Here is a 25,730-nt window from a genome sequence, read left to right on the forward strand (position 1 = left end):
ACGCTAAGAGCGCGGGTGATCGCCGCCGCGAATCTGGTCGACCGCGTGCTGGAGGACAGGAGCCAGTACGGCCACGCCATCCCGTACGCCCCCGGAGGATCCGGGCAGATTGACGATCAACGTGTCACCGGCCTGGCCCGCGAGACCACGGGACAGGATCGAGGTGGGGACTTTGTCGCGGTTCGCCTGCCGGATGGCCTCCGCGATTCCGGGAACCTCGCGGGTGATCACCCGGGCCGTCATCTCCGGCGTCAGATCGGTCGGCGTCAGCCCGGTCCCCCCGGTCGTCACAATCACCGCGTACCCCTCCGAAACGCCGTCACGGAGCGCGGCCTCGACCGGCTCCCCATCGGGCACCACGACGGGCCCCTCCACGGCGCACCCGGCCGCCGAGAGCAACGAAACCAGGAGCGGTCCCGATTTATCGGCGTAAATCCCGGCTGATGCGCGGTTGGACACGGTCACCACGAGCGCGCGGATCACCGCGTCCACAACCCGGTCTTGCCGCCCACCTTCTCCTCCACCCGCACATCAGTGATCACCGCGGCGGGATCGACCGCCTTGACCATGTCGATCAACGCGAGCGCCGCCACGGACACCGCCGTCAACGCCTCCATCTCGACGCCGGTACGGTCGGCCGTCTTCACCCGGCAGGTGATGGCGACCCCCCAATCCTCGACATCGAGCGACACCTTGACCCCGTGCAACGCGATCGGATGGCAGAGCGGGATCAGGTCGGGCGTCCGCTTGGCGCCCATGATGCCGGCGATCCTCGCCACCCCGAGCGCGTCGCCCTTGGGCACCTCTCCCGACCGCAGCAGCTCCACCACCGCGGACGACAGCAGCACCCGCCCGGTGGCCGTGGCCGAACGCGCCCCGACCTCCTTGCCGGACACGTCGACCATGCGCGCGGCGCCGGTCTCGTCAAGATGGGTGAACTCGCTCAAAGCCGGATCACCTCCACAACAGCCCCGGAAGGCACCTCGGTCACGTCCTCCGGTACGACGATCAACGCGTTGGCCGAGGCCAGCGCGGCCAGCTGGTGCGAGCCCTGCCCGCGCACCGGCGAGACCGTTCCGTCGGACGACAACACGCCACGCAGGAACGACCGCCGCCCAGCCGGTGACCGCAACGGCGCGGCGACCTGGGCGGACAACGTTTCCGGCGGTCCCGCGGGCAGGCCGCGCATCTTCGCCAGCGCCGGGCGTACGAAGAGCATGAACGAGACGAACGACGAGACCGGATTGCCGGGCAGCGCGAAGATCGGCACCTGGTCCTCGCCCACGACGCCGAAGCCCTGCGGCATGCCGGGCTGCATCGCGACCTTCTCGAAGTCGACCGTGCCGAGCGGCGTGAGCGCCTCCTTGACCGGCTCGTAGGCGCCCATCGAGACGCCACCGCTGGTGACGATCGCGTCGGCGCGTACGAGCTGCGCGTCGAGCTGGTCGAGGAAGGCGGCGGGATCGTCGCCGACGGTGGGCGCGCGGAAGCCCTCGGCGCCGGACTCGCGTACGGCGGCGGTCAGGGTCACGCTGTTGGAATCCCAGATCTGTCCCGGTCCGAGGGGCAGGCCGGGTTCGACCAGTTCGGCGCCGGTCGAGAGCACCACGACGCGCGGACGCGGACGTACCAGGACGCGGCGGCGGCCCACTCCGGCGATGATGCCGAGCTGCGCGGGCCCGATGACCGTGCCCGGTTTGAGGACGATTTCACCGGCTTGGACGTCTTCGCCCGCCCGGCGGATGGCGTTGCCGAGGACGGCGGCGCGGTCGATCGTGACGGAGACGGTCCCGCCGTTCGTCCACTCCACCGGCACCACGGCGTCGGCGCCGGCGGGCAGGGGCGCCCCTGTCATGATGCGTACGGCATGTCCGGGACCGACCGCCCGCAGCTCGCTCGATCCGGCGGCCACGTCGTCGATCACCGCCAGCGTGACCGGGACATCGACGACATCACGCGCCCGTACGGCATAGCCATCCATGGCCGAGTTGTCGAACGGCGGCAGCGGCACCGGCGAGGAGACCTCCTCGGCCAGCGTCGTGCCCAGGGCCTGTTCCAGGTCGAGTTCGAGGGGAGCTAGTGGACGCACGGTGGCCAGGATCTGGGCCAGATGCGCGTCAACTGATTTCATCGAGGAACTCCCGCAACCACGGCACGAACTCAGGCGCGAGGTCGGGCCGGTCGGCCGCGAACTTCACGACCGTACGCAGATAGTCGAGTTTGTCGCCGGTGTCGTAGCGGCGGCCGCGGAACAGCAGGCCATGGACCGGCCCGCCCTCCTCGGAGCCACGCGCGGCGAGCGTGCGGAGCGCGTCGGTGAGCTGGATCTCGTCGCCGCGGCCCGGCGGGGTGTTCTCGAGGACCTCGAAGACGGCCGGGTCGATCACGTAGCGGCCGATGATCGCCCAGTTGGAGGGCGCCTCGTCCACCGGCGGCTTCTCGACGAGGTCGGTCACCCGTACGACGTCCGCCTCGGAGGTGGGCTCGATCGTGGCCACGCCGTACTGCGAGACCTGCTCCTTGGGCACCTCCATCAGCGCGATCACGCTGCCGCCGTAGGTTTGGCGCACCTGGATCATGCGTTCGAGCAGCTTGTCACGGTAGTCGATGAGGTCGTCGCCGAGCAGGCAGGCGAACGGGTGGTCGCCGACGTGCTGCTTGGCGCAGAGCACCGCGTGCCCGAGCCCCTTCGGCTCGCCCTGCCGTACGTAATGCAGGGTCGCGAGGGAGGCCGGGTCGCGGACCTGGGACAGCCGATGTTCGTCGCCCTTCGCCTCCAGTGCCTCCTCCAGCTCGAAGGCACGGTCGAAGTGGTCCTCGATCGACCGTTTGTTCTTGCCGGTGACCATGAGGAGGTCGAGGAGCCCGGCGGAGGCCGCCTCCTCGACGACATACTGGATCGCGGGCTTGTCGACGATGGGCAACATCTCCTTGGGTGTCGCCTTGGTCGCCGGAAGGAATCGGGTGCCCAGACCTGCGGCGGGCACGACGGCTTTCGTCACAGGGTCGAAGTCAGCCATGAGTAGACCCTAGTGGAGGTATCTGTGGACAAGATGAAACTGCGCCGCGAGCTGCTATCGGCACGTGGGAATCTCTCCCCCGAGCAATTGCGGGCAAACGCCGTGAAGGTTCGCGAAACGCTGCTCGATCAGCCGTGGGTGCAGATGGCCGGCCTGGTGGCCTGCTACTGGTCCACGGGGGCGGAGCCGGAGACGCACGGGCTGGTGTTCGCGCTCTGGAAGCACGGCGCGACCGTGATCCTGCCCGTGCTGCGGGAGGACAACGACCTCGACTGGGCGGTTTACGACGGTCCCGACACACTGGCGCCGGGCCGCTTCGGGATCATGGAGCCGGTCGACACCCGGCGCGGCGTCGACGCGATCCGCACAGCCGCCCTCGTGATCATCCCCGCTCTCGCCGTGGACAGAAAGTCAGGGGTACGGCTCGGCCGCGGCGGCGGCTCGTACGACCGCGCCCTGGCCAGGGTGGGACCGAACGTCCCCACGGTCGCCCTCCTCCACGACGGCGAGCTGATCGACGACGTCCCGGCCGAACCACACGATCAACGGGTGCGCTGGGCGGTTACACCCAGAGAACTCACTAGGCTTATGTGAACGAAACACACAGGAGGGGGCCAGATGACACTGGATGTCTGGCTTCTTCTGGGTGCCGCCATCGTCATCGCGGCCATCGCCTCCGTCCGCATCGCGCATCGCACCGGTCTACCCAGCCTCCTGCTGTTCCTCGGTCTGGGCCTGGTCCTGGGCGATTCCGGGGTCGGCATCCTGTTCAACAACCCGGAGCTGGCCCAGCAGATCGGCCTGAGCGCGCTGGCGGTGATCCTGGCGGAAGGCGGTCTGACCACCAACTGGAGCCATGTGCGCCGCTCGGTGCCGCTGGCCCTGATCCTGGCCACCCTGGGCGTGGCGGTCAGCATCGTGGTGGTGGCGCTGGCCGTACAAGGGCTGCTGGGGCTCGACCAGAACGCCGCGCTGATCCTCGGCGCGGTGCTGGCCTCCACCGACGCCGCCGCCGTGTTCTCGGTGCTGCGGCGGTTGCCGCTGCCATCACGCCTGGCCGGTGTGCTGGAGGCGGAGTCGGGCTTCAACGACGCGCCCACGGTGATCGCGGTCATGCTGCTGAGCAGCGCCACGCACTCGTCGCCGACGATCGGCTCGTTCCTGCTGCGGACCGGGACGGAGCTGCTCATCGGCGCGGCGGTCGGCCTGGCCATCGGGCCCGCCGGCGCGTACGCCCTGCGCCGCGTCGCCCTGCCCGCCTCGGGCCTGTACCCGATCGCGGTCCTGGCGCTGACCTTCGTCTCGTACGGCGGTGCGGTGCTGCTGCACGGCTCGGGCTTCCTGGCCGTTTACCTGACGGCACTGATCCTGGGCAATTCGCGGCTGCCGCACCGGGCGGCGACCAGGGGCTTCGCGGAAGGGGCCGCCTGGCTGGCGCAGATCGGGCTGTTCGTGATGCTCGGGCTGCTGGCCAGCCCCAAGGAGCTGCCGTCGGCGATCGTGCCGGGCCTCATCGCGGGAACGGTCCTGGTGCTCCTGGCCAGGCCGCTGTCGGTGATGATCAGCGCGCAGGCGGCCCGGCTGCTGCGCCTCGGCCGGACGAACTGGCGCGAGCAGACGTTCCTGTCCTGGGCCGGCCTGCGGGGAGCGGTCCCCATCGTGCTGGCGACCATCCCGTGGGCGGCCGGCGTCGAGGGCTCGAAGGAGATCTTCAACGAGGTCTTCGTGATCGTGATGGTGTTCACGCTGGTACAGGGGCCGACGCTGCCGTTCATGGCCAGGCTCCTCGGCGTGGCCACCCCCGGAGAGGCGCACGACCTGGAGGTGGAGTCGGCACCGCTGGAAGAGCTGAAGGCCGACCTGCTGCAGATCAAGGTGCCGCCCAGCTCCAAGCTGCACGGCGTCGAGATCTTCGAACTGCGCCTGCCGGCCGGGGCCGCCGTCACACTGATCGTCCGCGACGGCAAATCGTTCGTCCCCGCGGGCACCACCCGGGTCAGGGCCGACGACCAGCTCCTCGTGGTCGCCACGGCGGCCTGCCGCGACGAGGTCGAACGCCGCATGCGGGCCGTCAGCCGCCGGGGCAAGCTCGCTGGGTGGTACGGAGAACGCGGTTCGGAATAGACGTTTGACCCAATCGGTTACCATTAGCAGTCGCATCGCTCGAGTGCCAGAACTTGAAGGAGGAGCGCGTGCCGACCTACCAGTACGCCTGCAACGACTGCGGTGACCAGCTCGAGGTCGTTCAGAAATTTACCGACGATGCGCTGACCGTGTGCCCGGCCTGCCAGGGGAACCTGCGTAAGGTGTTCTCCGCCGTCGGGATCGTGTTCAAGGGCTCGGGCTTCTACCGCACGGACAACCGGGCCTCGTCGACCGCTTCTTCTTCGTCCTCCAACGGGAAGTCGAGCGAGAGCAAGTCCGCCGACTCGAAGCCGTCCGAGTCCGCCAAGTCGTCGGAGTCGAAGTCCACGACGTCTCCCGCCCCCGCGGCCGCATCCGCCACCACGTAGCACTCGCCGTCAGGCCCTACCCTGTGGAGCTCTGCGCTGCCCTGCCTCTCGCGGGCAGTCGGTGTTGGCGCCGAGCAGGGCCGAGGCGACCCTTTCGACGAGTTGCTCCAGTTGAGAGTTTGGGCCCCAGTCTGCGACGAGCCTGCTCAAGCCCTCGGACGAGCACCGCAACATCCTCAGCGCGGCCCGCTGCCCCGCCTCCGTCAGCCGGAGCGAATCCCCGTCCGGCGACCGTTCGACGAGGCCGCGGGCTATCAGCTGGTCAGCGAAGGGGCGGCCCTGCTCCCTGCTGACGTTCGCGCGCGCCGCCAGGTCGGCGGCCTTTACCCAGCCCTCCCCGCCGAGCCGCGCCACGATCCAGACGCCTTGCGGCGGCACGTCGGTCAATCCGGCCAAGTCGCCCAATCGATCGTAGAAGCCCCTGCGCAGGTCGGCGTCCGCCAGTCGTACGAGACCTCTCTCGACCTCCGCCAGCGATGACCGCTCCGCCGAGGTGGCCCCCATGACCTCGCCCAGGTCCGTCGCCTTGGTCGTCTCCCTGAGGCGTTGCTGCGGGATCAGCCAGCTGATCAAGAACGCGACGAACATGACCGGCGCCGCCACCCGGAAGACAGCGGCGATCGCGTCGGCGTACACGTGCAGGAAGTCAGCCACGAGCACCGGCGGCAACCGCTGGATGGTCGTGGGATCCTGCTGGACCCGCGCCGGATCGAAGCCCGCCGGCAACCGGGTCGTGGCCAGCAGCGCCCGCAGGTCGGAGTCGAGCCGCGCGGTGAAGACCGAGCCGAGCGTGGCGACGCCGAACGACCCGCCGATCATCCGGAAGAACGTGGCGCCCGAGGTGGCCACGCCGAGATCCTTGAAGCGCACCGCGTTCTGCACGATGATCACCAGCACCTGCATGGTCATCCCCAGCCCCACACCCAGGACCAGCAGGAACAGCCCCAGCCTCAGCAGGGTGGTGTGCTCGGTCAGCGTGGAGAGCAGGACCAACCCGACCGTGGCGACACCCGTGCCCGCGATGGGCAGGAAGCGGTATTTGCCGGTCCTGGCGATGATCTGACCGCTCACGATGGACATCGTGAACATGCCAGCCATCATCGGCAGCAGATAGACCCCGGACAGTGTCGCACTGACCCCGTGAACCACCTGCAAATACAGCGGCAGGTAGATAAGGGCCCCGAACATCCCGAACCCCACCACGAACGCGACGAGCGACGACATCGAGAACGCCCTGAGCCCGAACAGCCCGAGCGGCAGCACCGGCTCTACCGCTCGTCGTTCAGCGAACCACCACCCGGCGAGCAGGGCGACGGCCGCCACCCCGAGCCCGATGATCAACGGGTCCGCCCACGGATAGATGGTGCCGCCCCAAGTGGCGATCAGGACCAGGCAGGACGTGGCACCGCCGAGCAGCACGATGCCCACATAGTCGATCTTGTGCTTGGTCCGCGTACTGTCTCCGGGCAGCACGGCGGCGATCACGAACAGCGCGACCGCCCCGAGGGGCAGGTTGATGTAGAAGACCCAGTGCCAGCTGAGATGGTCGACGAACAGGCCGCCGAGCAGCGGCCCCACGATGCTGGCGAGCGCGAAGACCCCGCCGAAGAACCCCTGATATTTCCCCCTGTCGCGGGGCGAAACGACATCGCCGACGATCGCCTGGGCCAGCACCATGAGGCCACCGCCGCCCAGACCCTGGATCGAGCGGAACAGGATGAGCTCGCCCATGTTCTGGCTCAGACCGCAGAGCGCCGATCCGATGAGAAAGATGACGATCGCCGCGAGGAACAGCCTTTTACGGCCGAACTGGTCGCCCAGCTTCCCCCAGAGGGGCGTGGAGACCGTCGAAGCGAGCAGGTAGCCCGTCACCACCCACGAAAGCTGCTCAAGGCCGCCGAGGTCACTGACGATCCGCGGCAGGGCGGTGGACACGATCGTCTGGTCGAGCGCCGCCAGCAGCATGCCGAGCATGAGCGCGACGATGATCAGCCCGAGGCCCCGTTGCCGCATGCGAAGATACTACTCTTCGCACACGTGTACTAACGCAGTGAAGCAAGTTATCCACAGAACGCCATTCAGGCCCTGCTCCCCCTCAATCGATGCCGCTAATCTCTGCGCCATGGTCACTCGTGCAGACATCGGCGTCATCGGCGGTTCGGGCTTTTACTCCCTGCTCGACGACGCGGAGGAGATAGAGGTCGCCACCCCCTATGGGCCACCCAGCGACGCGGTCACGGTCGGACGCATCGGCGCGCGCACCGTGGCGTTCATCCCCAGGCACGGGCGGGATCACCGCTTCCCGCCCCATCGCATCCCCTACCGAGCCAACCTCTGGGCATTGCGCTCACTCGGCGTCCGCCAGGTGCTCGCGCCCAGCGCTGTGGGCTCGCTCCGGCTCGAGCACGGACCTGGGGCGATCGTGATCCCCGATCAGCTCGTCGACCGTACGTCAGGACGAGTCCAGACGTACTACGACATCGACGGCGCGGTCCACGTGTCGTTCGCCGACCCCTACTGCCCTTCGGGCCGCTCCGTGGCCGTGACGGCCGCGCAGGAGGGCGGCTGGGACACCGTCGACGGCGGCACACTCGTGGTGATCGAGGGCCCCCGCTTCTCCACCCGGGCGGAGTCACGATGGTTCGCGGACAACGGATGGACGATCGTCGGCATGACCGGCTTCCCGGAGGCCGTGCTGGCCCGCGAGCTGGCGCTCTGCTACACGTCGCTGTCCCTGGTGACCGACCACGACGCCGGGGTCGAGGCCGGGGAGGGCGTGACGCACGAGGAGGTGATGGAGTTCTTCGCGCAGAATGTGACACGGATGCGGACTCTGGTGGCCGAGGCTGTTCAGGCACTGCCGGGGGAGCGAACGTGCGCGTGCGGGTCGGCACTCGACGGCATCAAGCTTCCGTTCGAACTGCCATGACCGGGAACGGCGCGGACGCCGCTGCGGCCGGAGCCGGGTGGACGCGGCTCGCCCGTCGCCAACCGCCGGGGTGGTCCGGACAGCCTGGCCAACTAGGCCTCTTTGGGGGGCTCGGGCGACTCGGGCGTCGTCGTCGGCTGGTCGCCGCAGTCGTCGCAGGCGTCGGCGTCCTATCCGCATATCTCGCCCTACGCCCCACCCACTCCCCCTCAGTACTGGTCGCGACCCACGACCTCTCCCCCGGCGTCCTCAAGCCCGGCGACCTCCGCCCAGCCGCCCTCAACCCACCCCCAGCCGGCGCGGTCCGTTCGGGCGCAGTCGGCCGCGTGCTGGCCGGCGCCATGCGCCGAGGCGAGCCCCTCACCGACGTACGCCTCCTCCACTCTCTCCCCCTGCCACCCGGCACGGTGGCCACCCCAGTACGCCTCGCCGACCCCGACACCGCCCAGCTGATCACCCCAGGCTCGACGATCGGTGTCCTGGCGGCCTGGGAAGGCCAGCCGGCCCAGCTGATAGCCGACAACGTCACCGTCGTGACCATCCCCAAGGCCGACAACGACCACGGCGCCCTGATCGTCCTGGCCACCACCCCGTCCCAAGCAACCCAGCTGGCCGCCGCCCAGGCAGGGGGCCGGCTGTCCATCACCATCAACCATCACTCGTAGTAATCGCTCAACTACACTTTCAGACCATGAGTGGATTCAAGAAGTTCCTCATGCAGGGGAACGTCATCGACCTGGCCGTAGCAGTGGTCATCGGCGCGGCCTTCAACTCCATCGTGAGTTCCTTCGTGAGCCACCTGCTCACCCCGCTGATCTCCGCCTTCGGCGGGCTACCCGACTTCTCAACCCTGAAGGTCACCGTCGGCCACGCCAACTTCATGTACGGCGAGTTCATCAATGCCGTGATCTCGTTCCTGCTGATCGCGGCAGTCGTCTTCTTCCTGGTCGTCAAGCCGTACAACCACCACAGAAACCGCGCCGCCACCAGAGCGGAGATCACCCATCGGGACTGCCCCGAGTGCCTATCCGAGATCCCGAGCGCCGCCACTCGCTGCGCCCACTGCTGCGCCGAGATCGCCCCCGCCTAAAGAACCGAGTCCATCTTCGGGTCGTACTCCCAATGCCACGGCTCGAACGGACTGCTGTACGCCCACGACGGATGGAACCACCCATACTTCTTGGAGTTGGTCTCCATCCACACGAACTCCACCGACTTGAACCGCTCCACCCCGCCACAGAGGTCAACGGCCAGCCCGAGACCGTGGTTGCTCCGCCCCGGCACCGCCGCGAACCCCGGCCGCCGATAGTAAACAGACTGCTGCTCAGCCAGGCTGCGGTACGCGTCAGTCACGCACATCTGCTTACCGAACCGCCGCCGGTAGGCCTCATTCAAGCTGACGAAGGCGATCGTCGCATCAGCCCTGAGGCTCATCCCCTTCTGCTGCAACGGACACAACATCGCCTTCGGGATCAACCCATTCGGATACGAGTTGGCTGTAGCCGCCCGCAAGGGATTGCACCCCAGCGCCGCCCGCCCTACCTTGTCAACCTTGATGCCCAACTTCACCAGCGCCGCGGTCAACGACTTCACGATCTTGTCGGACCGCTGCCTGAGCGTGTCGATCTCCACCGCCATCTGCGCCTCAGCCAGCAGATTCGACGCCCGCAGCTCCTGCGCCTCGCCGGCCAGCCGCTCGGTCTCCTTGTAGAGCGTGCTGGTCTGCTCAACCACCTGCTGCCGATTCGCCACGATATGAGAAGTGCTGGCCATGGCCCGCAACGTCCCCGCATCAGCATCACCAGACAGAAACGGCGCGATCCCATCGCCCCCGACCGGCTGCTCATACAGCGACTCGGCCATCTGCGACACCGGCTGCCGAATCACGGCAAGCTTCCTCTCCGCCTCCTGCAGGGCGTTCAGCTTGCCCGTCAGTGTCTTCTCAGAGGTGGCGATGTCATTACGACGCTTCTCCAGCGCCTTGGTCGCGTCCTCAAGCTCCTTGGCCGACTTCTCGGCCTCCTTACGGAGCTCGGTAAGGCCCGCCGGATCCCGCCGATCAGCGTGTGCGGGAGTGGCCACAGGTAGCACGACCAGGGAAGTCATGGCCATGACAACCGCGATCAGACCCGCTGACCGAGGGGATGGCACCGTCGACTCCTCCGTTTGCAACTCTGTTACCAGGGTCCGGCACGCACGTTACTACAGCCCCTGGAGTGCCCGGACCGAACTCCGAAGAGCTGTTATGACGTGTAAGAACCACTTTGTACGCCCACCACCCCTCCCGCCTGCCTTCATACGCTTGTCACCCCAGGTACGACAGGTACATCTCAGACAGACAACCACACCCTTCCGCCAGACCCATCTGAACGGACATTCAACCCATACGGCGGGCGCCGGGACGCGTGATCTACCGTGGAGCGCCCGTTCGACATCCAGACGGACGCTGCGGCAGTCCCCCAGGCAAGCAACTACCGCACAACTCACACCCGCATCAACGCGCACTCGACTTCGTAGGCACGCCTCATAGACGGCAGCCGGACCTGACAAGCACCATCGTCAGCGAACACATCAAGCAGGCCACCCCTCCCACGGGCCCGCATCTCCTCCCTCAATTACCTCCTGCCTCCCGGCCATCTCCTCCCCCTCATCCATCTCCCGCCCGGGCCGCCGCTTATGCTCCCGACACACCTCCCAAAGCCACGTATCCACCCACTCCCCCGCACACACCCGCTCCTTATGCACAGGCTCGGCCGCACGCCGCTCCACAACAACAGGCGCAGAAGGCACCACCACCTCCGCCTGCTTCGGCGGCTCCGGCGCAGGCGCGACAACCCGTACAACCGCCGGCACCACCCCCTCGTACCACCGCTGAGGCCGAGCAGGCGCAGGCACCAAAACCGGCTCAAACGCCATCCGAGCCACGACATCAACCGTCATCCCCTGCTGCGCCGCCGCCCGCTCGTACCCGGTGAGCTCCCCCGCCAACAACCCCCCAGCGAGGATCCCCGGCGCCGACACAGCCGCAATCAACACAACAGGCCGCCTACGCACCTGACTACGTCGCCTTCTGGTCACGGACCTGACGCTATCCACGCGGGACGAGCAACAACCTGATCGCTTGCCACGCCTTTACTGCAGCTCAGAGCACCCATGACCAACCCCACCAAACTCACCCCCGCCCGACGTCCCACGCACTGCCGTAGTTTCGCTAGGCTTACGGAGTCCGCCTCCGTAGCTCAGGGGATAGAGCACCGCTCTCCTAAAGCGGGTGCCGCAGGTTCGAATCCTGCCGGGGGCACTCTTCTCCACCAGGCTTTTCGCCCTCTGACCTGTGGTTTCTTAGCCGCAGGTCTTCTGCTTTCCAGGCCCTTGCTAGGCCGCCGAGGGCACCCACGTGCAGCCGTAGGACCATGATCCAGGGATATGGCCGGGATGATCTTGGAGACGTTTCCTCAGTTCAGACAGAGATACGAGGCCATCTAAGGGCCGCGACGCTCACGGTCACTCCTTGACCGGCCGCCTGCGGTGGAACGGGCACACAGGTAGACCGTAATCGGAAGCACTATCGGGTTGAACCGCCCCCAGGGCGATGTGCGTACATATCATCGAACCCCCGCCCATATCCGTCGGGCAGGACACCTCCGGGTTGAGCCGGACGGAAGATAGCCTGCGCATGTCCTCGGAAGATGCCGGAGGCCGCTCATGACCGAGCCGCCCCTTGAGCTCCAACCCAAGCCGTTCGACAGCCAGTACTCCGGAATCAACCCGGACGTAATGGACCGGTTCGAGCTTCTGTTCTCCCGAGCCGGTGACGTGCTGCGGCGGAACGAGCCTGCGGTGCGGCGCGCCCTGGAGAAGCTGGAGCTGGACGCCTCCGGACTGAGCGCGATGCGGGAGGCGGACATCTGGACCCGCGGCAAGGAGCCTGAGCTGCGGCGGCGCAACGACACGATCAAGGCGATGAACGAGACGTGGAGGGTGTCGTCCGGGAGCGGTCTGATCGGATTCGACGAGGAGTTGCACAAGAAGGTCTCCCACGACCCGGATGCGTACGCGGCGGCGATCTACCTTCGGGAATCAGCGAAAGGTTCCCCGGTAAACAAGCAGGCTCTCGCCCAGCTTGAGAAACAGGCGAAGGACCCCCAGTTCGCCCTCAAGCTCTTGAACGCGCTGGGGCCGGAGAAGTTCAAGGAAGTAGCCGCTGCGGCCGTGCTCAATGAGGGCGACAAAGACGCACAGCGCCTGCTGGCCGCCCTCGGCACGGCGCTGGGTGCGGCCAGCGCACAACTCGGCTCCGACTGGCGGCAACGGCTGAGCGCGAACCAGCAACTGGGCCCGCATCGGGGACTCGCCCGGGTGCTCACCCACGGGACCTACAACAGCACGTTCCTACTGGAGGTGGCCAGGAAACTGGACGCCGCTGAACGGGGTTCCATCCACTCTGGCGCTCACCGGCCGCACCCGATGGCGGACGTGATGGAGGCACTGCGCAAGAACCCAGCGGCCGCCCAGGACTTCTTCAGCAGCGGCGACACTCTGAAGTACTACACGACCGTGCACGACCTGGGCGACGGCGGCAAGGCGGTGGGCAAGGCGCTGGAGGCGGCCACGATCACGTTCCGGGACCACAGCGGGTCAGAGACGCGCCCGTCCTCGGGATATGTGTCGGCCAAACTGGCCTCGTATCTCATCCATCACGAATACGAGCGCATCAAGGCAGGCCAACCCGCGAAATCACTGGTGGATCCCTTCTCCTTAGGGCGCATCTTGGCTGCTTACATTCCCGACGTGTCGCGAGTCGCAGCGATGCCGGGCATCGAGAAACCAGGCGTGTACATGGAGGACAATCCCAACCTGCCCGGCCGGGAGGAGTGGGGCGCACAATTCTCTAAGGAAGAGCTACGCCTCGTCATGACTGAGGCGTTCAAAGCCGACAGCAAGTCCCTCGCGATCGTCACCGCGGCTCAGACGGCTTGGGCGTCCAGGCTGCTCGACCGTGGCGTCGGCGTGCTGGCGGCCAAGCATGGCACCGGAAGCCTGACTAACGCAGCCCAAGAGGCCGGCGCCGGCTTTGGCCTCATCATGGACGCGGGCAACATCGCCAAAATCGACCTGGCCAAGGAAATGGACGAGACACAGAAGCGCAATGTGCAGGCCCTCCTGGCCGTCGTCAACACCGGACTCGCCTTCCCGCAACGTGCGGCCTGGCCGATCGGGTCAACGATCCTCGGATCGTGGACAGGCATGATCGAGGACAGCGTCAAGGGCACCGCCGAGAAAACCGCTGTGTTCGAGGCCAACACCGCCCTGGAGCAAACTCGATCACTCCTTCATCAGCTCGGCGCTCAGGCCATGCTCGACCACGGTATGTTCGGCTCATCCGACCCTCCCGCCAAAACCCATCCGTGGGCCTCGCTCAGCGACCTCCAACCCGGAGATGACCCGCTCAAGGCCCCCAACAACTTCCTAAAGGAAGACGGCCGACTGATGACCCCGGATGAGATGAGCGAAGGCACCGGGAAACGGTTGAACGCCTATCAGAGCTGGCTTTACCGGCAGACGAAAAACAACCCGTGGCTGGAGCTGGGGGTTCAGAGCCGGCTCAATGAGGGCTACGATCTCGGCATATCGAAATACGGGTGACCATGAGGAGCTTATTCTTCTGGACGATGGTGACCGTGATCGCGGTGACCGGGATGAGCGCCTGCGCCGGAAAGGCTGCCGAGAAGGTCGACACATCCCCGCTTTCGACGGCATACGCACCCCCCTTCATCTGCAACTACGTTCCCAAGGCGGCCGTGGAGCAAATGACCGGCGTCCGTGATCCGCTGATAACCGGCTCACTGAATCTGGCAGCAAAGGACCGACCTGCCATCGGCGCCTGCTCCATCTTCCAGAACAGCGGCGACAAGCCTTCCATCCTTCGGATCATGCTCGATACTGCCGGATCTCGTGGGCAGATCGACGAACAACTCCGGGACGGCTCAAAACAGCTGCCCGCGATAGTTCCCGACGGATTCGGTTACTACGTGAAGGACACCAACATGGAGACCCGAGTGGGTTCCGTGCTGGTACGCGGCAAGGTGCGGCTAGGCATAGAACTCGTGCGCGGCGTCAAGGGCCGCGACAACGAGGCCGACGTAGTGGCGTTGATGAAACTGATCGCCCCCAAGCTCATCATGGGCACAGGCACCCCTCCCCCCGACACGAAAGACTGAGCCATGGCCGACGACATGGTCCCCAACCCCCTGCTCCCCGCCTTACAGCAAACCCTGCGCATGATCGAGCCGCTGATCCACGACATGCAGCAGGCGCTCACCAACCGCGCCAAGGACTTCCACTCCGGCCGCATCTGGACCGGCCCGGTGGCCAAGGACTTCGATGGCGAACTCGACCGGCACACCGGCCGCGTCGTACATGCCGGCGAAGCCATCCTGAACGACCTCCGCCTGCAGATCACCCGCACCGCCGACATGGTCACTGAGAAGAACGCCTTGCAACTGATCCGCCGCTACGACCTGTGAAGGTGCGCAAGGCGCATACCCACAAGCTCGGCCTTCGGGGTGGGTATCCCGTACAGGCATTGCCCAGCCGGGTACGTGAGGAGCATAAGCCGGACTCCCAACACCGTCCGCGAGAGCGCCGCACGCCAACCGAGCGGTATTTACTCACTGAGGCTCAGGCGAACTGGCAGCGACGGACTCCGATGATCATCGGCGCTCGACATCAAACACATGTGCCGTACGGACCGGGCCGCCTGCTTGGGATTGCCGGAGCATACGGGCGTCCCCACAGCTTCCTTCTGATGCAGGCCATCCCAACTGGATCAAGGCATTAAGAACTCGCCCACACCTGCATCATGTGGTCGCGTCGAGATGCCGGAGCCGGCAGGCGAACGAACGCATCGCCGTCACACTTCGCAGGGCACTGCAAGCCAGCTAGTGGGGTGGCGAAGCCCATTTAGCCTGATCTTTGCGCATAAGACCGACAATTACGCTAGAAATGCGTCATAGGGGGTGGTTCGTGCACTCAGAGCTACGACTTCGATGTGTTGGTCAGCAGCACGGTTGACATACCGCTCGCATCTCCCCGCTCTTCCCTGTCCGCGTCTGCCGGCTCATCGTCAGAGTCGGTTCGAAGGAGTGCTTCCGTGGGGTTGCAGTGTCTCTACCAGGGCAGTGTCGGCGCGTTAGCTGCAGCGATCGCTCGCGACGACTTCATCGACGAGCTGAAGAAACGCTTCCGGGACGCTCATTGGCAAGATCCGGATGAGCGGGAAGTCCGTTCCTGGAAAAACAGCATCCCCACCGTCATTCAGCTGCTTGTCGAGGCAGGCCTCGAAGAGGTGCAGGTGCTGTTGGAGCTGAAGGCTCCCATCACCGACGTACGCATGGACATGGTTCTCGTCGGCACCTTCCCCGGGACGGATCTCGGGTCGGTCGTGGTCGTGGAGAACAAGCAGTGGTCCTGGTTGAAGCCGGACGGAAAGATGGTGCGGCTCAGCCGTGACGGGATACCTCGACTGCATCCGGCTAACCAGTTATGGGGCTATCTACAAGTATTACGCGGCTACGTGCCCATGATGCTTGATGAGAAATTATGCGGCGTCGTCAACCTGCACAACGCCCCCGCCCACATGGTCCAGGCCGTAAGGCCGAAGGATCAGGGCTTGGAGAAGCTGGTGCAGGAGTGGGTGGCGATGTACGGCGCAGAGGCTCACCGCGAGGAATTCAAGGACGTGCTTCGCCGGCGATTGTCTGGCAAGAACGCCGCACAGCAGGCCGAGATGTTACTGCAAGCACCGGTCAAGCCCGGCCAAGGCCTGATGACGCGTGTCGCCGAGTGCGTACGCGAACGCACAGTCTTCCCACTGCTGGACGAGCAGCGCGAAGCCTACGACTACGTCCGCCACCTGGTGAGTGCGAGCAAGCAAGGTGCGCGCAAGGAGATCGTCGCCATCCTCGGCGGTCCCGGCACCGGCAAGAGCGTGATCGCCGTCGAACTGCTCGGCACGCTGGCCCGCCAGAAGATCAATGCCGTCCATGCGACCGGCAGCCGATCCTTCACGCGGACCTTGTGGAAGTACGCGGGTCTGCCCGGTAAGCAGCGAGGACTTTTCACCTACTTCAACAGCTTCTCTGACGCCACCCCAAACGACCTCGACGTGATCATCGCAGACGAGGCGCACCGCATACGGAAGACCTCGCACAACCGAAGGGACAAGAAAGATCTGCGGGAGCCGCCACCGCAGATCGACGAGTTGATCCACGCCGCTCGCGTTCCGGTGTTCCTGCTGGACGAGCATCAAGTCGTGCGCCGCGGTGAAGTGGGATCGCTTGACCTCATTCGCAACAGGGCCGAACAACTCGGCTATGGGATCCGCGAGATCAACCTACGTCGCCAGTTCCGATGTGCTGGCTCTCCGGAGTACATCGACTGGGTCGAACGGTTGCTCATGCTCCGCCGCGGCAACGGGCGACCGGACTGGCAGCCACTGGAGAACTTCACCCTCTACGTCGCCCGTACTCCGCTGGCGATGGAGAACTACCTCAAGGCCCGGGTAGAGGAGGATTGCACGGCCCGGATCGCTGCGGGATTCTGCTGGCCATGGGGTGAGCCGAACGACGACGGCACCCTCCCGAACGATGTAGGCATCGGTGACTGGCACCGCCCATGGAACTCACAAGCCGACGACTACCTGGGAAACATTCCACCGTCTCCGCTGTGGGCCACCGACCCGGCCGGTTTCGGCCAGATTGGCTGCATCTACAGCGCCCAAGGCTTCGAGTACGCGTACGCCGGCGTCATCATTGGCCCCGACCTGGTGTGGCGGAACGGCTGGCAGAGCGAACGCAGCTGCAACGTGGACCGCGACCAGAAGCTAGCCCCGCAGTTCAGCACGGTGATCCGCAATACCTATCGAGTTCTGGCCACCCGTGGCATGCGCGGTGCGGTCCTGTACGCGACCGATCCGGCCACCAACCAGTTGCTGATCGATCTCGGCGTCCCGGTCCTCGAAGAGTGATGTACACCGACTCCAGCCCCACCAGTGAGAAGCGTGCCTCTCTCGGTCCGAAAGCCGTACGGTTCCGAAGCCGACGCGCCCCCGCTACGCTTTTCGCGACCATGTGGTGCGGCCCGACGGGCTTTCGCGGTTGTATGACTCCGGTCGGAGCGGATAGGCCCCCACCCGCACGAGTTCATTCGTGCTGCCTGGGGGTCAATCCGTGACGGCTCTGCGGCTGTCTGTCGACAACCTGCTCACCTCGCCCAACGAGGCCGCTCTGGCGGAAGCCATCGCCGAACACGTGCACGCGACCACCGGACGCCGCTCCTCCCCTGCCGAGGTCAGGTCCTGGCAGCGCAGCTTGCCCGTGCTCGCTCGCGACCTGGCCGACGCCGGGTTGCACAGGGTCGAGATGCTCGTGGAGTACAAACTTCCGCTGACCAGCCGACGGGCCGACGTAGTCCTCGCCGGCGTACATCCGCGGACCGGCGAAGACTCGTACGTCGTCATTGAGCTCAAGCAGTGGAGCCGTGCGGAGCCGTCCGAGTCAGGCGAGCAGTTGGTCATCGTGGACGGCATGCCGGGCGGCGAGATGCTGCACCCGACTGAGCAGGTGCGCCGGTACTGCGAGTACATGTCCGACTTTCTCGGGGTGCTCAAAGGCAAGGCGAACGCCGTTTACGGAGCCGCGTACCTGCACAACGCCATGGACCTGGACATCGACGGCCTGGCGGAGCAGGTCCGCGACGAACGCAGCCGCCTGTTCACCAAGCAACGGCGCGGCGAGTTCCTCCGATACCTGAGCGAACGGCTATCCGACAAGCCAGGCGCCGACGCCGCAGACCGGCTCCTGTCCAGCGCAGTCGCTCCCAGCAAACAGCTCATGGCCTACGCCTCGAAAGAGATTCGCGAGCGCGAGCAGTTCACGTTGCTGGACGAGCAGCAGGTCGCGTACGAACTGGTCATGGGAGCCGTCGACAGGGCTCGGCGGGCGGACTTCAAGCAGGTGGTCATCGTCACCGGCGGTCCCGGCAGCGGCAAGAGCGTCATCGCCCTGTCGCTCCTCGGCGAGTTGTTCAGGCAGGGTCGTTCGGCGCTCCACGCCACCGGCTCGCAGTCCTTCACCCAGACCATGCGTCGTTACCCCGGTCGCGGCAGCACTCGGATCAAGAACCTCTTCATGTACTTCAACAGCTTCACCGACGCCGAGCAAAACGGCATGGACGTGCTGATCTGCGACGAAGCACACCGCATCCGCGAGACGTCCACCAACCGCTTCACCCCGGCGGTCAAAAGGACCGGACGCAGCCAGCTCGACGAGCTGCTGGCCGCAGCGCGGGTCCCGGTCTTCCTCCTCGACCAGCATCAGGTGGTACGGCCCGGCGAACTCGGCACTGTGGCCGGCATCGAGCACTACGCCCGTACCAAGGGCTACGACGTGCGGTTCGTGTCGCTCGACGAGCAGTTCCGCTGCGGCGGCAGCCGGAAGTACGAGCAATGGGTCCTTCGTCTGCTCGGCCTGGCGGACGGCGGGCCGATGGAGTGGGACGGAGATGAGGACTTCGAGGTCCAACTGGCCGACTCGCCACATGAGCTCGAGGCGTTCCTGCGAGCCAAGCCCGGCACCGCCCGCATGACCGCTGGCTACTGCTGGCCATGGAGTGACCCACGCCCCGATGACACTCTCGTCAACGACGTCGTCATCGGCGACTGGGCACGACCGTGGAACGTCAAGAAAGACCGCGCCGTCGGGGACTATCCGCCGAGCATGCTGTGGGCCAGCGAGCCGAACGGGTTCGGACAGGTTGGCTGCGTCTACACCGCCCAGGGGTTCGAGTACGACTGGAACGGCGTCATCCTGGGGCCCGATCTGACCGTCCGTGACGGGCAACTGGCCACCGTGCGCGAAGAGAACCGAGACCCCGCTTTCAGGAGCCGCAAGTCCGTCCCCGACAGCGACTTCGACCAGCTCGTGCGCAACGTGTACAAGGTCCTGCTGACACGGGGAATGCGAGGAACGGTGATCTACGCCGTGAACCCTGAGCTGCGGGATCACCTCGCCAACTTGATGCGGCCAGTGAGGACGTAAGCGTCGTCTCAGGCATGCGGGCCAGAGTGTGCAAGGCGAACCGGCCCTGGAACAGCCAGGGCCGGAGATGGATGAATGTGGGCTATAGGTCCAAGGCGTTGTTGATTTTGCTGTTGACCTGCTCTTGCTGGCCGTCGATGCACTTGGCGTAGACCCGCAGCAGGACGTCAACGCTGTGACCGGCCCGCTTGGCGACCTCGGGAGCCGGGACCCCCACATTCAGCCAGAGCGAGACCGCCGCGTGGCGAAGGTCGTAGGGTCGAGCAGCCAGCGATGAGACGACCTGCGCTGGGGTGAGGGCGAGCTTGCGGGCTTCCTGCCAGACGTAGGAGTGTGCCGAGCTGGAGTAGCTGCCACCGGTGCCTGTGCTGAAGATTCTGCCGTCCTTGGCTGCGCCGAACTCTGCGATGTGCTCTCGGAGCATGGCGACCAGGACGGGTGGGATCGGGATCTCTCGTGTCTCTTTGTCTGCGCGGTGCTTCAGGCTGCGCGACTCGTGGGTCTCGCCGGAGTTGGTCCAGCGCTTCGTTGCCTGGGGCCGCGCCTTTTCCAGGACGATCAGGCCCCAGCCCGTCTCAGGCAAGGTGCAGTTCCTCAGCCGCAGGTCCGCGGCCTCCTCCGGCCGGAGCGCGGCGTAGTAGATGCAGGCGAACAGCGCCTTGAGCCGGGGACCGCGCTTGCGACCCACCTTGGGCACGGCGTCGAGGAGCTGCCGCGCTTGGGCCGGATTGACTACCGTCCGCGGATCGACGACCGTGACAGCCCTTGGCACCGTCCATTTGATCTCGTCCAGCGGGTTACTGCTGAACACCTTTTGCTCTACCGCGTGCTCCAGCATGTGATGGAAGACGGCGCGCTTACGCCGTACCGTGTTCGCGCCGGCCGGAGCACCGGCAAAAGTGACCGAGATGGCGTCGAGAGCCGTACGCAGGACATGCGCCTCTCCCAGGACCGACAGCGGAAGGGATGCCCTCTCCAACCAGCTCAACGCCGCGGCTTGAGCCGTCGTCAGGTCGGCACGCCTGCTCTCTGGGAGCAGAACGTGAATCTTGAGGATCTCGCGCAGGTCCTCCGTAGTGGGACGACGGGGCGCGTCGGCCACCAAGGCAGGCACCAACGTCAGGAGCGCGTACGCGTCCGTTTCGCGGGTCCGGGCCGCCGAGGTGTTCCAACGCCGGAGAACGTACGCCTGAGCGAACTCCAGGAACGACGGTCCGGAGGACTCACGCGCGAGCATCGACACCGGCAGGCCAGTGGCGATGTCGAACTCCTCCCCCATCTTGGTCGCCTGGCGCAGGTCGGACATAAAGGCGTTGGCCAGCCCTTTGGTCCGGAAGGTCTTGGACTTGTCCTTGCCGGCCACTCGCCAGCGGGCGATGTAGGCGGGCGTGCCGCGGTTGGAGCGCTGCTGGATCTGGCCGAGCTGCACGTAGTAGGTGGTGTTCACGCTGCCTCCCGTCGCGAGTTGAGCCAGGCCATGAAGTCGCTCCGCCAGACGCGGAGTTCGAGGTTCGGCAACTGGACGCAGACCGGCGCACGGCCGAGCTCGCGCCAGCGGTAGAAGGTGCGGCGGGAGACTCCGCCCAGTTCGGCGAGGACCTGTGGAACGGTCAGCAGTTCGTCCTTCCTGCTCATCGATGATCACCATCCACACCTGCAAGACGGGTGCCGGTGAGCGCCGCCGCGAGGACCTGTTCTCCGATAGAGAGCCCCTGACCGGCGTACTGCCAGTGGGCGATAACGAGGACGGTGTCCTCGTCGAACAGTGGCAAGCGGCCGGTGGTGATCTCCTCAGCGCGCATGTGTTCTTCGCGGGCGGCTCGCAGGGCGCCGAGGGTGGTGGAGTAACGACGACTCTTGGTGGAGAAGTGGCCACGGAAGCCCAGCATGTGGGCCCACTGGATCAGCCGGAGATCGGTCAGGGCGTCGAGGGCACCCAGGCGCATGCACTCGGCGATCAGGCGCCGAGCGTGTTCACGAATCGGCAGGGCGGCCAGGTCGTCGAGAGGTTGGATGCGGCGGTCCAGGGTGCCGACGCACTCGGCGGCCTTGGTCGCGTACTTGGCGATATACGCCGCTACAGCTTGCTCAGTCAGCTCGCCGTCCATGGTGATGCGGCGAACGTCGAGTTGCGTGCCCCACCGGAAGGTACGGCTCAGCGGTTTGACCTCTGCAGTCACCACGGCCGCCGCGTGGTGGACGGCTTGGCCCAGGGCGTCGGCGGTCGCCCAGGACGGAGGCGGTGAGGTAGGGCCGTCCGGTCCGTCGAGACGGATCACGGCGTGAAAGTGGACGACTCCGCGCCGCTGGTACTCGGCGACCTTGGCGAAGGAGATCGTGGCCTGCTCACGCAGGGCCTTGAGGGTGAGGCCGGAGAGTTTGGCGAAGCGCCGACGAAGGGCCTCGGTGAACCGCCGCCAAAGCTCCGGGCTGATGGCGTTGAACAAGACCGAGCCCTCGTAGTCGTAGCAGTCCGGGCACAGCGGCTCCCCCAACCGTGGATCGTCGACGCTGTGCCGGTCAGTGCAGGACATGACTTGTCCGTGTGGGCAGGTGGTGGCGTCGCGGCGGGCGTGGCAGGGCAGGACCTTGCCGTTCTTCTCCCGCCGAACATGTACAGCTCCGAACGAGGGTGCGGTCAGGGTGACGAACAGGCACGGATGCGAGCTGACCGTCTCGGGCACGCCCTTGCCGCCGACCAGGCCCGCGCGGACGAGCTGGTAAGTGTCGGCGCGGTAGACCTCGGCACAGGCCGGGCAACGGGTGGCACGGCGGGTCTTGCAGGGCACGCGCAGGATGCCGTCTGGCTCTCTGATCGTGCTGTAACGGTGGAGAAGTTGGCCGGTGGCCTGGTCGTAGTGCTCGACCTTGCCGCGCAGGTGGATGGGCTGTCGGCAGCCGCCAGCGCGCTTGATCTGGCAGGCCCAGCGGTTGTAGTTCGGGTCGTGGAGTCGGGCGATCATCCCGGCTATTGCGTGTGGGTGATGCAAGATGGGATCCGTCCTATCCGGATGTGATCTGGGGTGGGATGGCCCCTCACCTGGCGCGGAACTTGGCGGTTGTGTGGCCAGGTGAGGGGATCTCGGCTATGCGCCGTGGTTGTCGATGCCGGTGCCGTCGCAGTCGCGGCAGGTCCGGCTGTCTGCGTCGAGGCCCGTGCCGTTGCAGGTGCAGCAGCGGCCGTGAGCAAACGGGACGGCGGCGAGGATGGCGGGCCAGTCGGCCCAGGACTCTTCGGCGGTCATGGTCAGTGGCCCTTGCGCGGCGTGATCGTGACGTAGAGCCGGTAGTTGCGGGGCCGGTTCCGGTCGGGGAAGGCCTGCGACATCGAGGTGACGGTGAAGATCTGGCGTAGGTGGATCATGCCGAGCGTGAGTTCGGCGCGGTTGCCTTCGAGGCGGATACGCATGGTGGGACCTCCTAGGTGTTGTTGGGTGTGATGCAGCCGCGGTAGCTGTCTTCGGCGGCGTGGCGGGCACGGGCGGCGGCGAGGATGGCGGTGAACTCGTAGCGGACCGGTCCGAAGTCGATGCCGGTCATGTAGTGGCCGTGTGGCAGGTGAGCGGGGTCGATCTCGGTGCCGAGCAGGTCGGCGACCTTGTCGACCTCGGCACGCATCTGGTCGTCGGGGCCGTTGTCGGGGAAGGCGCGGACGGTCACGGGCGCCGGCGAGACCGGTACCTCAGGGATGGCTTTGAGGAATCCGGCCAGGGCGATGAGTCCGGCGATGAGGGCGGCTCGATCGTCGTGCATGGTGATGCCTTTCAAGTGGTTTCCGGGACGGTCCGCATGGTGCGGAGCAGGTCAGAGGCGAGTTGATTGGACACGCCCAGGCGGGCGCGGAGAACGTCGCGGGTGATGGGCTTGCCGTGTCTGGCGTGGTGTTCGTCGGCCACGCGGCGGGCGTAGTCGACGAGCGCCGGGGACGGTCCTGGTTGTCCGTCCTGACCGTCCTGGGCGGGGACGAGAGCGGGACGATCAATTGGCGGGACGGCAGAGGATTCGTCGGAACGCGGACGGGACACTGAGACGTCTGCCGGGGACGTCTCGGAGACGTCCGGGGACGGGGTGGGAAGGAGGCCGGATGCCCGACGTTCGAGCATGGAGACGGCGACGAGGAAGGCGGTGGCCGGAGTGGCGGCGGTGATCCTTCCCCACACGGTCGGGTCGGCTTGTTGGAGGTTGGCGGCCAGGGACAGGACGATGCCGCCGGTCAGGACGAGGACGGGCCAGGAGATCAGGCCGTGCCGTTGGCGGCCGGTCTTCTTGTCGCGTTGGCGTTCGCGGGCGGCCATAACACAGGTGAGGTCGATGCAGACGGCCACGGCCCAAGCCATCCAGCCGGACTGTCCGTGTTCGCTGGCGGTGTCGCGGATGTGGGTGAAGGACCCAGCTCCGGCGATGAGGGCCAGGACGAGGACGGGGCCGGTGCCGAGCAGCCAGCGGGCCAGGCGTCGCATCGGGTCAGGCCTTTCTCGGGTCCGGGATGGAGTCGAGGAGCTCGGCGAGGTCGGCGTCGCTCATCTGCGTGTTGTGGCCGGAGATGACGTCCGCCCAGGCCGGTGAGCGGTCGGCGTAGGTGGTGGCTGCGAGTTCGGCGGCTTGTTCACTGACGTAGAAGGAGCGGGCGCGGTACCACTGGCCGTCCTGGGAGGCGACGATGGCGACGCCGGGTGTCTCGGCGGGGATGGCGCGTGCCGAAGCGAGAGCGGCGGGGTCGAGATCGCCGAGGGTCATGGTGGCGGTCTCGGGGTCGTTCACTCGGTGGCAGATCCGTCCTGAGCACTGGGCTCGTAGAGCGGTGACGCCGGGTCCGAGGTCGGAGCCGATCCGTTGGCCGCAGCAGAACAGGTAGATGCCGAAGGCTCGTCCGAGCTGGGCGACCCGCAGGAGCGCTGTCGAGGTCTTGGCGATCTCGTCTTTCTCGCTCTTGTCGGCCATCAGGTACAGCTCGGCCAGTTCGTCGACCAGGACGACGACGGGCACGGGCCGCTGGTCATCCGGCAGTTGCCAGATGTTGCGGGCGCCGGCCTCTCGGCACTGGGCCATGCGATTGGTCATCAGCGTGACGAGGTCATCCAGCAGGGCGACGCATTCGGACCGTGTGGTGCTCAACGCCGACAGCCGCGGGCTGTACGGGGTGAATTCCACGCCGCCCTTGAGGTCGAAGCCAACCAGGGCGACCGGTTGCGGGGCCAGCCCTTGTACGAGGGCGTTGGCGAGGTTGGACTTGCCGGACTGTGTCGCTCCGGCGTTGATGTAGTGCGGGACGGTCTTGAAGTCGATGATCCACGGCCCGCCGGTCTCCAGACGGCCCACGATGACCTTGAGGAGGTCGGGCGAGGAGGGCAGGGTCTCGACCCGGACGAGTGGATCGCGGACGGTGGCGGACAGGACGACCCGTCCGGGACGAGGGGACGAGACGCGGATCGCGTGCACGCCCCAGGAGTGGGCGAGCCGTTCAGCGACGTCGGAGTAGTCGGCGGGGATCTGGCCCTCAAGGGTGTGCAGGGTGACGCGCCAGCCGTAGCGGGTGGGCTTGGGCCACCACATGAACGGCTTGGTGTCCACGGCGATGCGCTGCCACTTGCGCCTGACGCGGACGAGGCCGGTCGAGGCGACCAAGCCGGGGACGGTGGTGAACCAGAAGCGCTGTCGCTTCTTGGTGAGGTTGCAGCCGAGGGCGACCTTGCGCCAGGTGGCCCGTACGCCGATCGCGGTCAGCGGAAAGGCGGCCACGAGCCAGAACGACGGGTAGTGCCAGCGGCGCCAGGCCCAGAGCCCGGCCGCCGCAGCGGCCAGGACTCCGAGCAGTAGGAGGCGGGTGTCAGACACTGAGCGGCTCCCCCGCGGCCGGTAGGAGCGCGGCGGCGCGGTAGGAGATCCCCCATCGGCCGGAGATCTCCCACACGTAGCCGATCAGGCCCGTGGGGTTGATCTGCTGACCGGCGCTGATCGGAGGCTCTCCCGAGGTGCCGATCTTGACGAGTTCGATCCGGCCGAACTCGTCCTCCACGGAAACGGTGACCTCGAAGACGGTGTTGCCGTTCTTGTCGGTCTTGATCTCGCCGGTGTCCTTGTTGAGAAGGCGCGGCTTGGGCGCCTTCACGCAGGTGATCACGAGTTTGCTGGTGTCGACAGGGATGGGGATGGTGCGCATGAGAGCTGG

At 66.5% G+C, this 25,730-nt stretch carries 26 protein-coding genes and 1 tRNA gene; 12 read left to right on the forward strand and 15 right to left on the reverse strand.

What is annotated here, in order from left to right:
• Nucleotides 1–3 precede the first annotated feature (3 nt).
• The 4 genes from ACGFNP_RS33740 to galU are packed head-to-tail and all read right to left on the reverse strand — an operon-like array spanning nt 4 to nt 3,020.
• The gene (locus ACGFNP_RS33740; RefSeq protein WP_219528189.1) at nt 4–483 is read right to left on the reverse strand and encodes a molybdenum cofactor biosynthesis protein B; all 480 of its coding nucleotides are present in this window, start codon (nt 481–483) and stop codon (nt 4–6) included.
• A complete protein-coding gene (gene moaC / locus ACGFNP_RS33745) occupies nt 480–947 on the reverse strand; it encodes a cyclic pyranopterin monophosphate synthase MoaC (protein ID WP_219528138.1) in 468 nt (155 codons plus the stop codon). The genes ACGFNP_RS33740 and moaC overlap by 4 nt, the downstream gene beginning before the upstream one ends.
• Nucleotides 944–2,131, reverse strand: a complete 1,188-nt coding sequence (gene glp, locus ACGFNP_RS33750) for a gephyrin-like molybdotransferase Glp (protein WP_393325545.1) — start codon at nt 2,129–2,131, stop codon at nt 944–946. Before glp ends, moaC begins: the two co-directional genes overlap by 4 nt.
• Nucleotides 2,118–3,020 (reverse strand): UTP--glucose-1-phosphate uridylyltransferase GalU, encoded by a 903-nt coding sequence (galU, locus tag ACGFNP_RS33755; protein ID WP_358032920.1) that lies wholly within the window; start codon nt 3,018–3,020, stop codon nt 2,118–2,120. The genes glp and galU overlap by 14 nt, the downstream gene beginning before the upstream one ends.
• Before the next feature lie 33 nt (nt 3,021–3,053).
• Between galU and ACGFNP_RS33760 the strand changes: the two genes are divergently transcribed.
• From ACGFNP_RS33760 to ACGFNP_RS33770, 3 genes are all read left to right on the forward strand, one after another.
• Nucleotides 3,054–3,614, forward strand: coding sequence for a 5-formyltetrahydrofolate cyclo-ligase (locus ACGFNP_RS33760; RefSeq protein ID WP_358341238.1), 561 nt, complete (start codon nt 3,054–3,056; stop codon nt 3,612–3,614).
• Between the two features lie 24 nt (nt 3,615–3,638).
• A complete protein-coding gene (locus tag ACGFNP_RS33765; RefSeq protein ID WP_358341218.1) occupies nt 3,639–5,144 on the forward strand; it encodes a potassium/proton antiporter in 1,506 nt (501 codons plus the stop codon).
• Between the two features lie 68 nt (nt 5,145–5,212).
• Entirely contained in the window at nt 5,213–5,533 is a 321-nt protein-coding gene (locus tag ACGFNP_RS33770; RefSeq protein ID WP_358341216.1) for an FmdB family zinc ribbon protein, read from the forward strand.
• Between the two features lie 9 nt (nt 5,534–5,542).
• Here the strand turns inward: ACGFNP_RS33770 and ACGFNP_RS33775 are convergent, their stop codons facing one another.
• Nucleotides 5,543–7,546: an MFS transporter gene (locus tag ACGFNP_RS33775; RefSeq protein WP_393325547.1), complete on the reverse strand. Its 2,004-nt coding sequence runs from the start codon at nt 7,544–7,546 to the stop codon at nt 5,543–5,545.
• Between the two features lie 109 nt (nt 7,547–7,655).
• On the opposite strand from ACGFNP_RS33775, the gene ACGFNP_RS33780 reads away from it, so the two are divergent.
• The 3 genes from ACGFNP_RS33780 (at nt 7,656) to mscL (ending at nt 9,552) form a co-directional block, all read left to right on the forward strand.
• Nucleotides 7,656–8,462, forward strand: coding sequence for an S-methyl-5'-thioadenosine phosphorylase (locus ACGFNP_RS33780; RefSeq protein ID WP_393325549.1), 807 nt, complete (start codon nt 7,656–7,658; stop codon nt 8,460–8,462).
• Between the two features lie 326 nt (nt 8,463–8,788).
• The gene (locus ACGFNP_RS33785) at nt 8,789–9,127 is read left to right on the forward strand and encodes a hypothetical protein (protein WP_393325551.1); all 339 of its coding nucleotides are present in this window, start codon (nt 8,789–8,791) and stop codon (nt 9,125–9,127) included.
• A 26-nt stretch (nt 9,128–9,153) separates the two neighbouring features.
• The gene (mscL, locus tag ACGFNP_RS33790; RefSeq protein WP_393325553.1) at nt 9,154–9,552 is read left to right on the forward strand and encodes a large conductance mechanosensitive channel protein MscL; all 399 of its coding nucleotides are present in this window, start codon (nt 9,154–9,156) and stop codon (nt 9,550–9,552) included.
• Here the strand turns inward: mscL and ACGFNP_RS33795 are convergent.
• Entirely contained in the window at nt 9,549–10,568 is a 1,020-nt protein-coding gene (locus tag ACGFNP_RS33795; RefSeq protein WP_358341207.1) for a D-alanyl-D-alanine carboxypeptidase family protein, read from the reverse strand. The two genes, mscL and ACGFNP_RS33795, sit on opposite strands and share 4 nt — an antisense overlap.
• A gap of 1,122 nt (nt 10,569–11,690) precedes the next feature.
• On the opposite strand from ACGFNP_RS33795, the gene ACGFNP_RS33800 reads away from it, so the two are divergent.
• The 6 genes from ACGFNP_RS33800 to ACGFNP_RS33825 all read left to right on the forward strand — a co-directional run bounded on the left by ACGFNP_RS33800 (nt 11,691) and on the right by ACGFNP_RS33825 (nt 19,561).
• Nucleotides 11,691–11,763 (forward strand) — tRNA-Arg (locus ACGFNP_RS33800).
• Nucleotides 11,764–12,167: 404 nt separating this feature from the next.
• Complete coding sequence (locus ACGFNP_RS33805) at nt 12,168–14,108, forward strand: hypothetical protein (protein WP_358341149.1); 1,941 nt, start codon at nt 12,168–12,170, stop codon at nt 14,106–14,108.
• A 26-nt stretch (nt 14,109–14,134) separates the two neighbouring features.
• Nucleotides 14,135–14,683, forward strand: a complete 549-nt coding sequence (locus tag ACGFNP_RS33810; RefSeq protein ID WP_393325556.1) for a hypothetical protein — start codon at nt 14,135–14,137, stop codon at nt 14,681–14,683.
• A 3-nt stretch (nt 14,684–14,686) separates the two neighbouring features.
• Nucleotides 14,687–14,989 carry a hypothetical protein gene (locus ACGFNP_RS33815; protein WP_393325558.1) on the forward strand — a complete coding sequence of 101 codons (303 nt, stop codon included), beginning with the start codon at nt 14,687–14,689 and terminating at the stop codon, nt 14,987–14,989.
• Between the two features lie 626 nt (nt 14,990–15,615).
• Entirely contained in the window at nt 15,616–17,490 is a 1,875-nt protein-coding gene (locus ACGFNP_RS33820) for a DUF2075 domain-containing protein (RefSeq protein ID WP_393325560.1), read from the forward strand.
• Between the two features lie 202 nt (nt 17,491–17,692).
• A complete protein-coding gene (locus ACGFNP_RS33825) occupies nt 17,693–19,561 on the forward strand; it encodes a DNA/RNA helicase domain-containing protein (RefSeq protein ID WP_393325562.1) in 1,869 nt (622 codons plus the stop codon).
• Between the two features lie 82 nt (nt 19,562–19,643).
• Here the strand turns inward: ACGFNP_RS33825 and ACGFNP_RS33830 are convergent, their stop codons facing one another.
• The 9 genes from ACGFNP_RS33830 to ACGFNP_RS33870 form a co-directional block, all read right to left on the reverse strand.
• Nucleotides 19,644–20,990, reverse strand: a complete 1,347-nt coding sequence (locus ACGFNP_RS33830) for a tyrosine-type recombinase/integrase (protein WP_393325564.1) — start codon at nt 20,988–20,990, stop codon at nt 19,644–19,646.
• Nucleotides 20,991–21,004: 14 nt separating this feature from the next.
• The gene (locus ACGFNP_RS33835) at nt 21,005–21,196 is read right to left on the reverse strand and encodes a helix-turn-helix transcriptional regulator (RefSeq protein WP_393325566.1); all 192 of its coding nucleotides are present in this window, start codon (nt 21,194–21,196) and stop codon (nt 21,005–21,007) included.
• Nucleotides 21,193–22,524: a replication initiator gene (locus ACGFNP_RS33840; RefSeq protein ID WP_393325568.1), complete on the reverse strand. Its 1,332-nt coding sequence runs from the start codon at nt 22,522–22,524 to the stop codon at nt 21,193–21,195. Before ACGFNP_RS33840 ends, ACGFNP_RS33835 begins: the two co-directional genes overlap by 4 nt.
• A gap of 123 nt (nt 22,525–22,647) precedes the next feature.
• Nucleotides 22,648–22,806, reverse strand: a complete 159-nt coding sequence (locus ACGFNP_RS33845; RefSeq protein ID WP_393325570.1) for a hypothetical protein — start codon at nt 22,804–22,806, stop codon at nt 22,648–22,650.
• Between the two features lie 2 nt (nt 22,807–22,808).
• Entirely contained in the window at nt 22,809–22,970 is a 162-nt protein-coding gene (locus ACGFNP_RS33850) for a hypothetical protein (RefSeq protein WP_393325572.1), read from the reverse strand.
• Nucleotides 22,971–22,981: 11 nt separating this feature from the next.
• A complete protein-coding gene (locus tag ACGFNP_RS33855) occupies nt 22,982–23,314 on the reverse strand; it encodes a hypothetical protein (protein WP_393325574.1) in 333 nt (110 codons plus the stop codon).
• Between the two features lie 11 nt (nt 23,315–23,325).
• The gene (locus tag ACGFNP_RS33860) at nt 23,326–24,021 is read right to left on the reverse strand and encodes a DUF2637 domain-containing protein (RefSeq protein WP_393325576.1); all 696 of its coding nucleotides are present in this window, start codon (nt 24,019–24,021) and stop codon (nt 23,326–23,328) included.
• Nucleotides 24,022–24,025: 4 nt separating this feature from the next.
• Nucleotides 24,026–25,396, reverse strand: coding sequence for an FtsK/SpoIIIE domain-containing protein (locus ACGFNP_RS33865; protein WP_393325578.1), 1,371 nt, complete (start codon nt 25,394–25,396; stop codon nt 24,026–24,028).
• On the reverse strand, nt 25,389–25,721 hold the full coding sequence (locus tag ACGFNP_RS33870; RefSeq protein WP_358341128.1) for a hypothetical protein: 333 nt from the start codon (nt 25,719–25,721) through the stop codon (nt 25,389–25,391). Before ACGFNP_RS33870 ends, ACGFNP_RS33865 begins: the two co-directional genes overlap by 8 nt.
• Nucleotides 25,722–25,730 lie beyond the last annotated feature (9 nt).

Source organism: Nonomuraea sp. NPDC049269, assembly GCF_043197155.1.
GTDB lineage: Bacteria > Actinomycetota > Actinomycetes > Streptosporangiales > Streptosporangiaceae > Nonomuraea.

Coding starts and splice junctions, on each gene's coding strand:
- glp (WP_393325545.1), bottom strand. CDS start 2,131: ATGAAATCAGTTGACGCGCATCTGGCCCAGATCCTGGCCACCGTGCGT.
- galU (WP_358032920.1), bottom strand. CDS start 3,020: ATGGCTGACTTCGACCCTGTGACGAAAGCCGTCGTGCCCGCCGCAGGT.
- ACGFNP_RS33760 (WP_358341238.1), top strand. CDS start 3,054: ATGAAACTGCGCCGCGAGCTGCTATCGGCACGTGGGAATCTCTCCCCC.
- ACGFNP_RS33765 (WP_358341218.1), top strand. CDS start 3,639: ATGACACTGGATGTCTGGCTTCTTCTGGGTGCCGCCATCGTCATCGCG.
- ACGFNP_RS33775 (WP_393325547.1), bottom strand. CDS start 7,546: ATGCGGCAACGGGGCCTCGGGCTGATCATCGTCGCGCTCATGCTCGGC.
- ACGFNP_RS33780 (WP_393325549.1), top strand. CDS start 7,656: ATGGTCACTCGTGCAGACATCGGCGTCATCGGCGGTTCGGGCTTTTAC.
- mscL (WP_393325553.1), top strand. CDS start 9,154: ATGAGTGGATTCAAGAAGTTCCTCATGCAGGGGAACGTCATCGACCTG.
- ACGFNP_RS33795 (WP_358341207.1), bottom strand. CDS start 10,568: ATGACTTCCCTGGTCGTGCTACCTGTGGCCACTCCCGCACACGCTGAT.
- ACGFNP_RS33805 (WP_358341149.1), top strand. CDS start 12,168: ATGACCGAGCCGCCCCTTGAGCTCCAACCCAAGCCGTTCGACAGCCAG.
- ACGFNP_RS33810 (WP_393325556.1), top strand. CDS start 14,135: ATGGTGACCGTGATCGCGGTGACCGGGATGAGCGCCTGCGCCGGAAAG.
- ACGFNP_RS33815 (WP_393325558.1), top strand. CDS start 14,687: ATGGCCGACGACATGGTCCCCAACCCCCTGCTCCCCGCCTTACAGCAA.
- ACGFNP_RS33835 (WP_393325566.1), bottom strand. CDS start 21,196: ATGAGCAGGAAGGACGAACTGCTGACCGTTCCACAGGTCCTCGCCGAA.
- ACGFNP_RS33840 (WP_393325568.1), bottom strand. CDS start 22,524: ATGATCGCCCGACTCCACGACCCGAACTACAACCGCTGGGCCTGCCAG.
- ACGFNP_RS33845 (WP_393325570.1), bottom strand. CDS start 22,806: ATGACCGCCGAAGAGTCCTGGGCCGACTGGCCCGCCATCCTCGCCGCC.
- ACGFNP_RS33850 (WP_393325572.1), bottom strand. CDS start 22,970: ATGCGTATCCGCCTCGAAGGCAACCGCGCCGAACTCACGCTCGGCATG.
- ACGFNP_RS33855 (WP_393325574.1), bottom strand. CDS start 23,314: ATGCACGACGATCGAGCCGCCCTCATCGCCGGACTCATCGCCCTGGCC.
- ACGFNP_RS33860 (WP_393325576.1), bottom strand. CDS start 24,021: ATGCGACGCCTGGCCCGCTGGCTGCTCGGCACCGGCCCCGTCCTCGTC.
- ACGFNP_RS33870 (WP_358341128.1), bottom strand. CDS start 25,721: ATGCGCACCATCCCCATCCCTGTCGACACCAGCAAACTCGTGATCACC.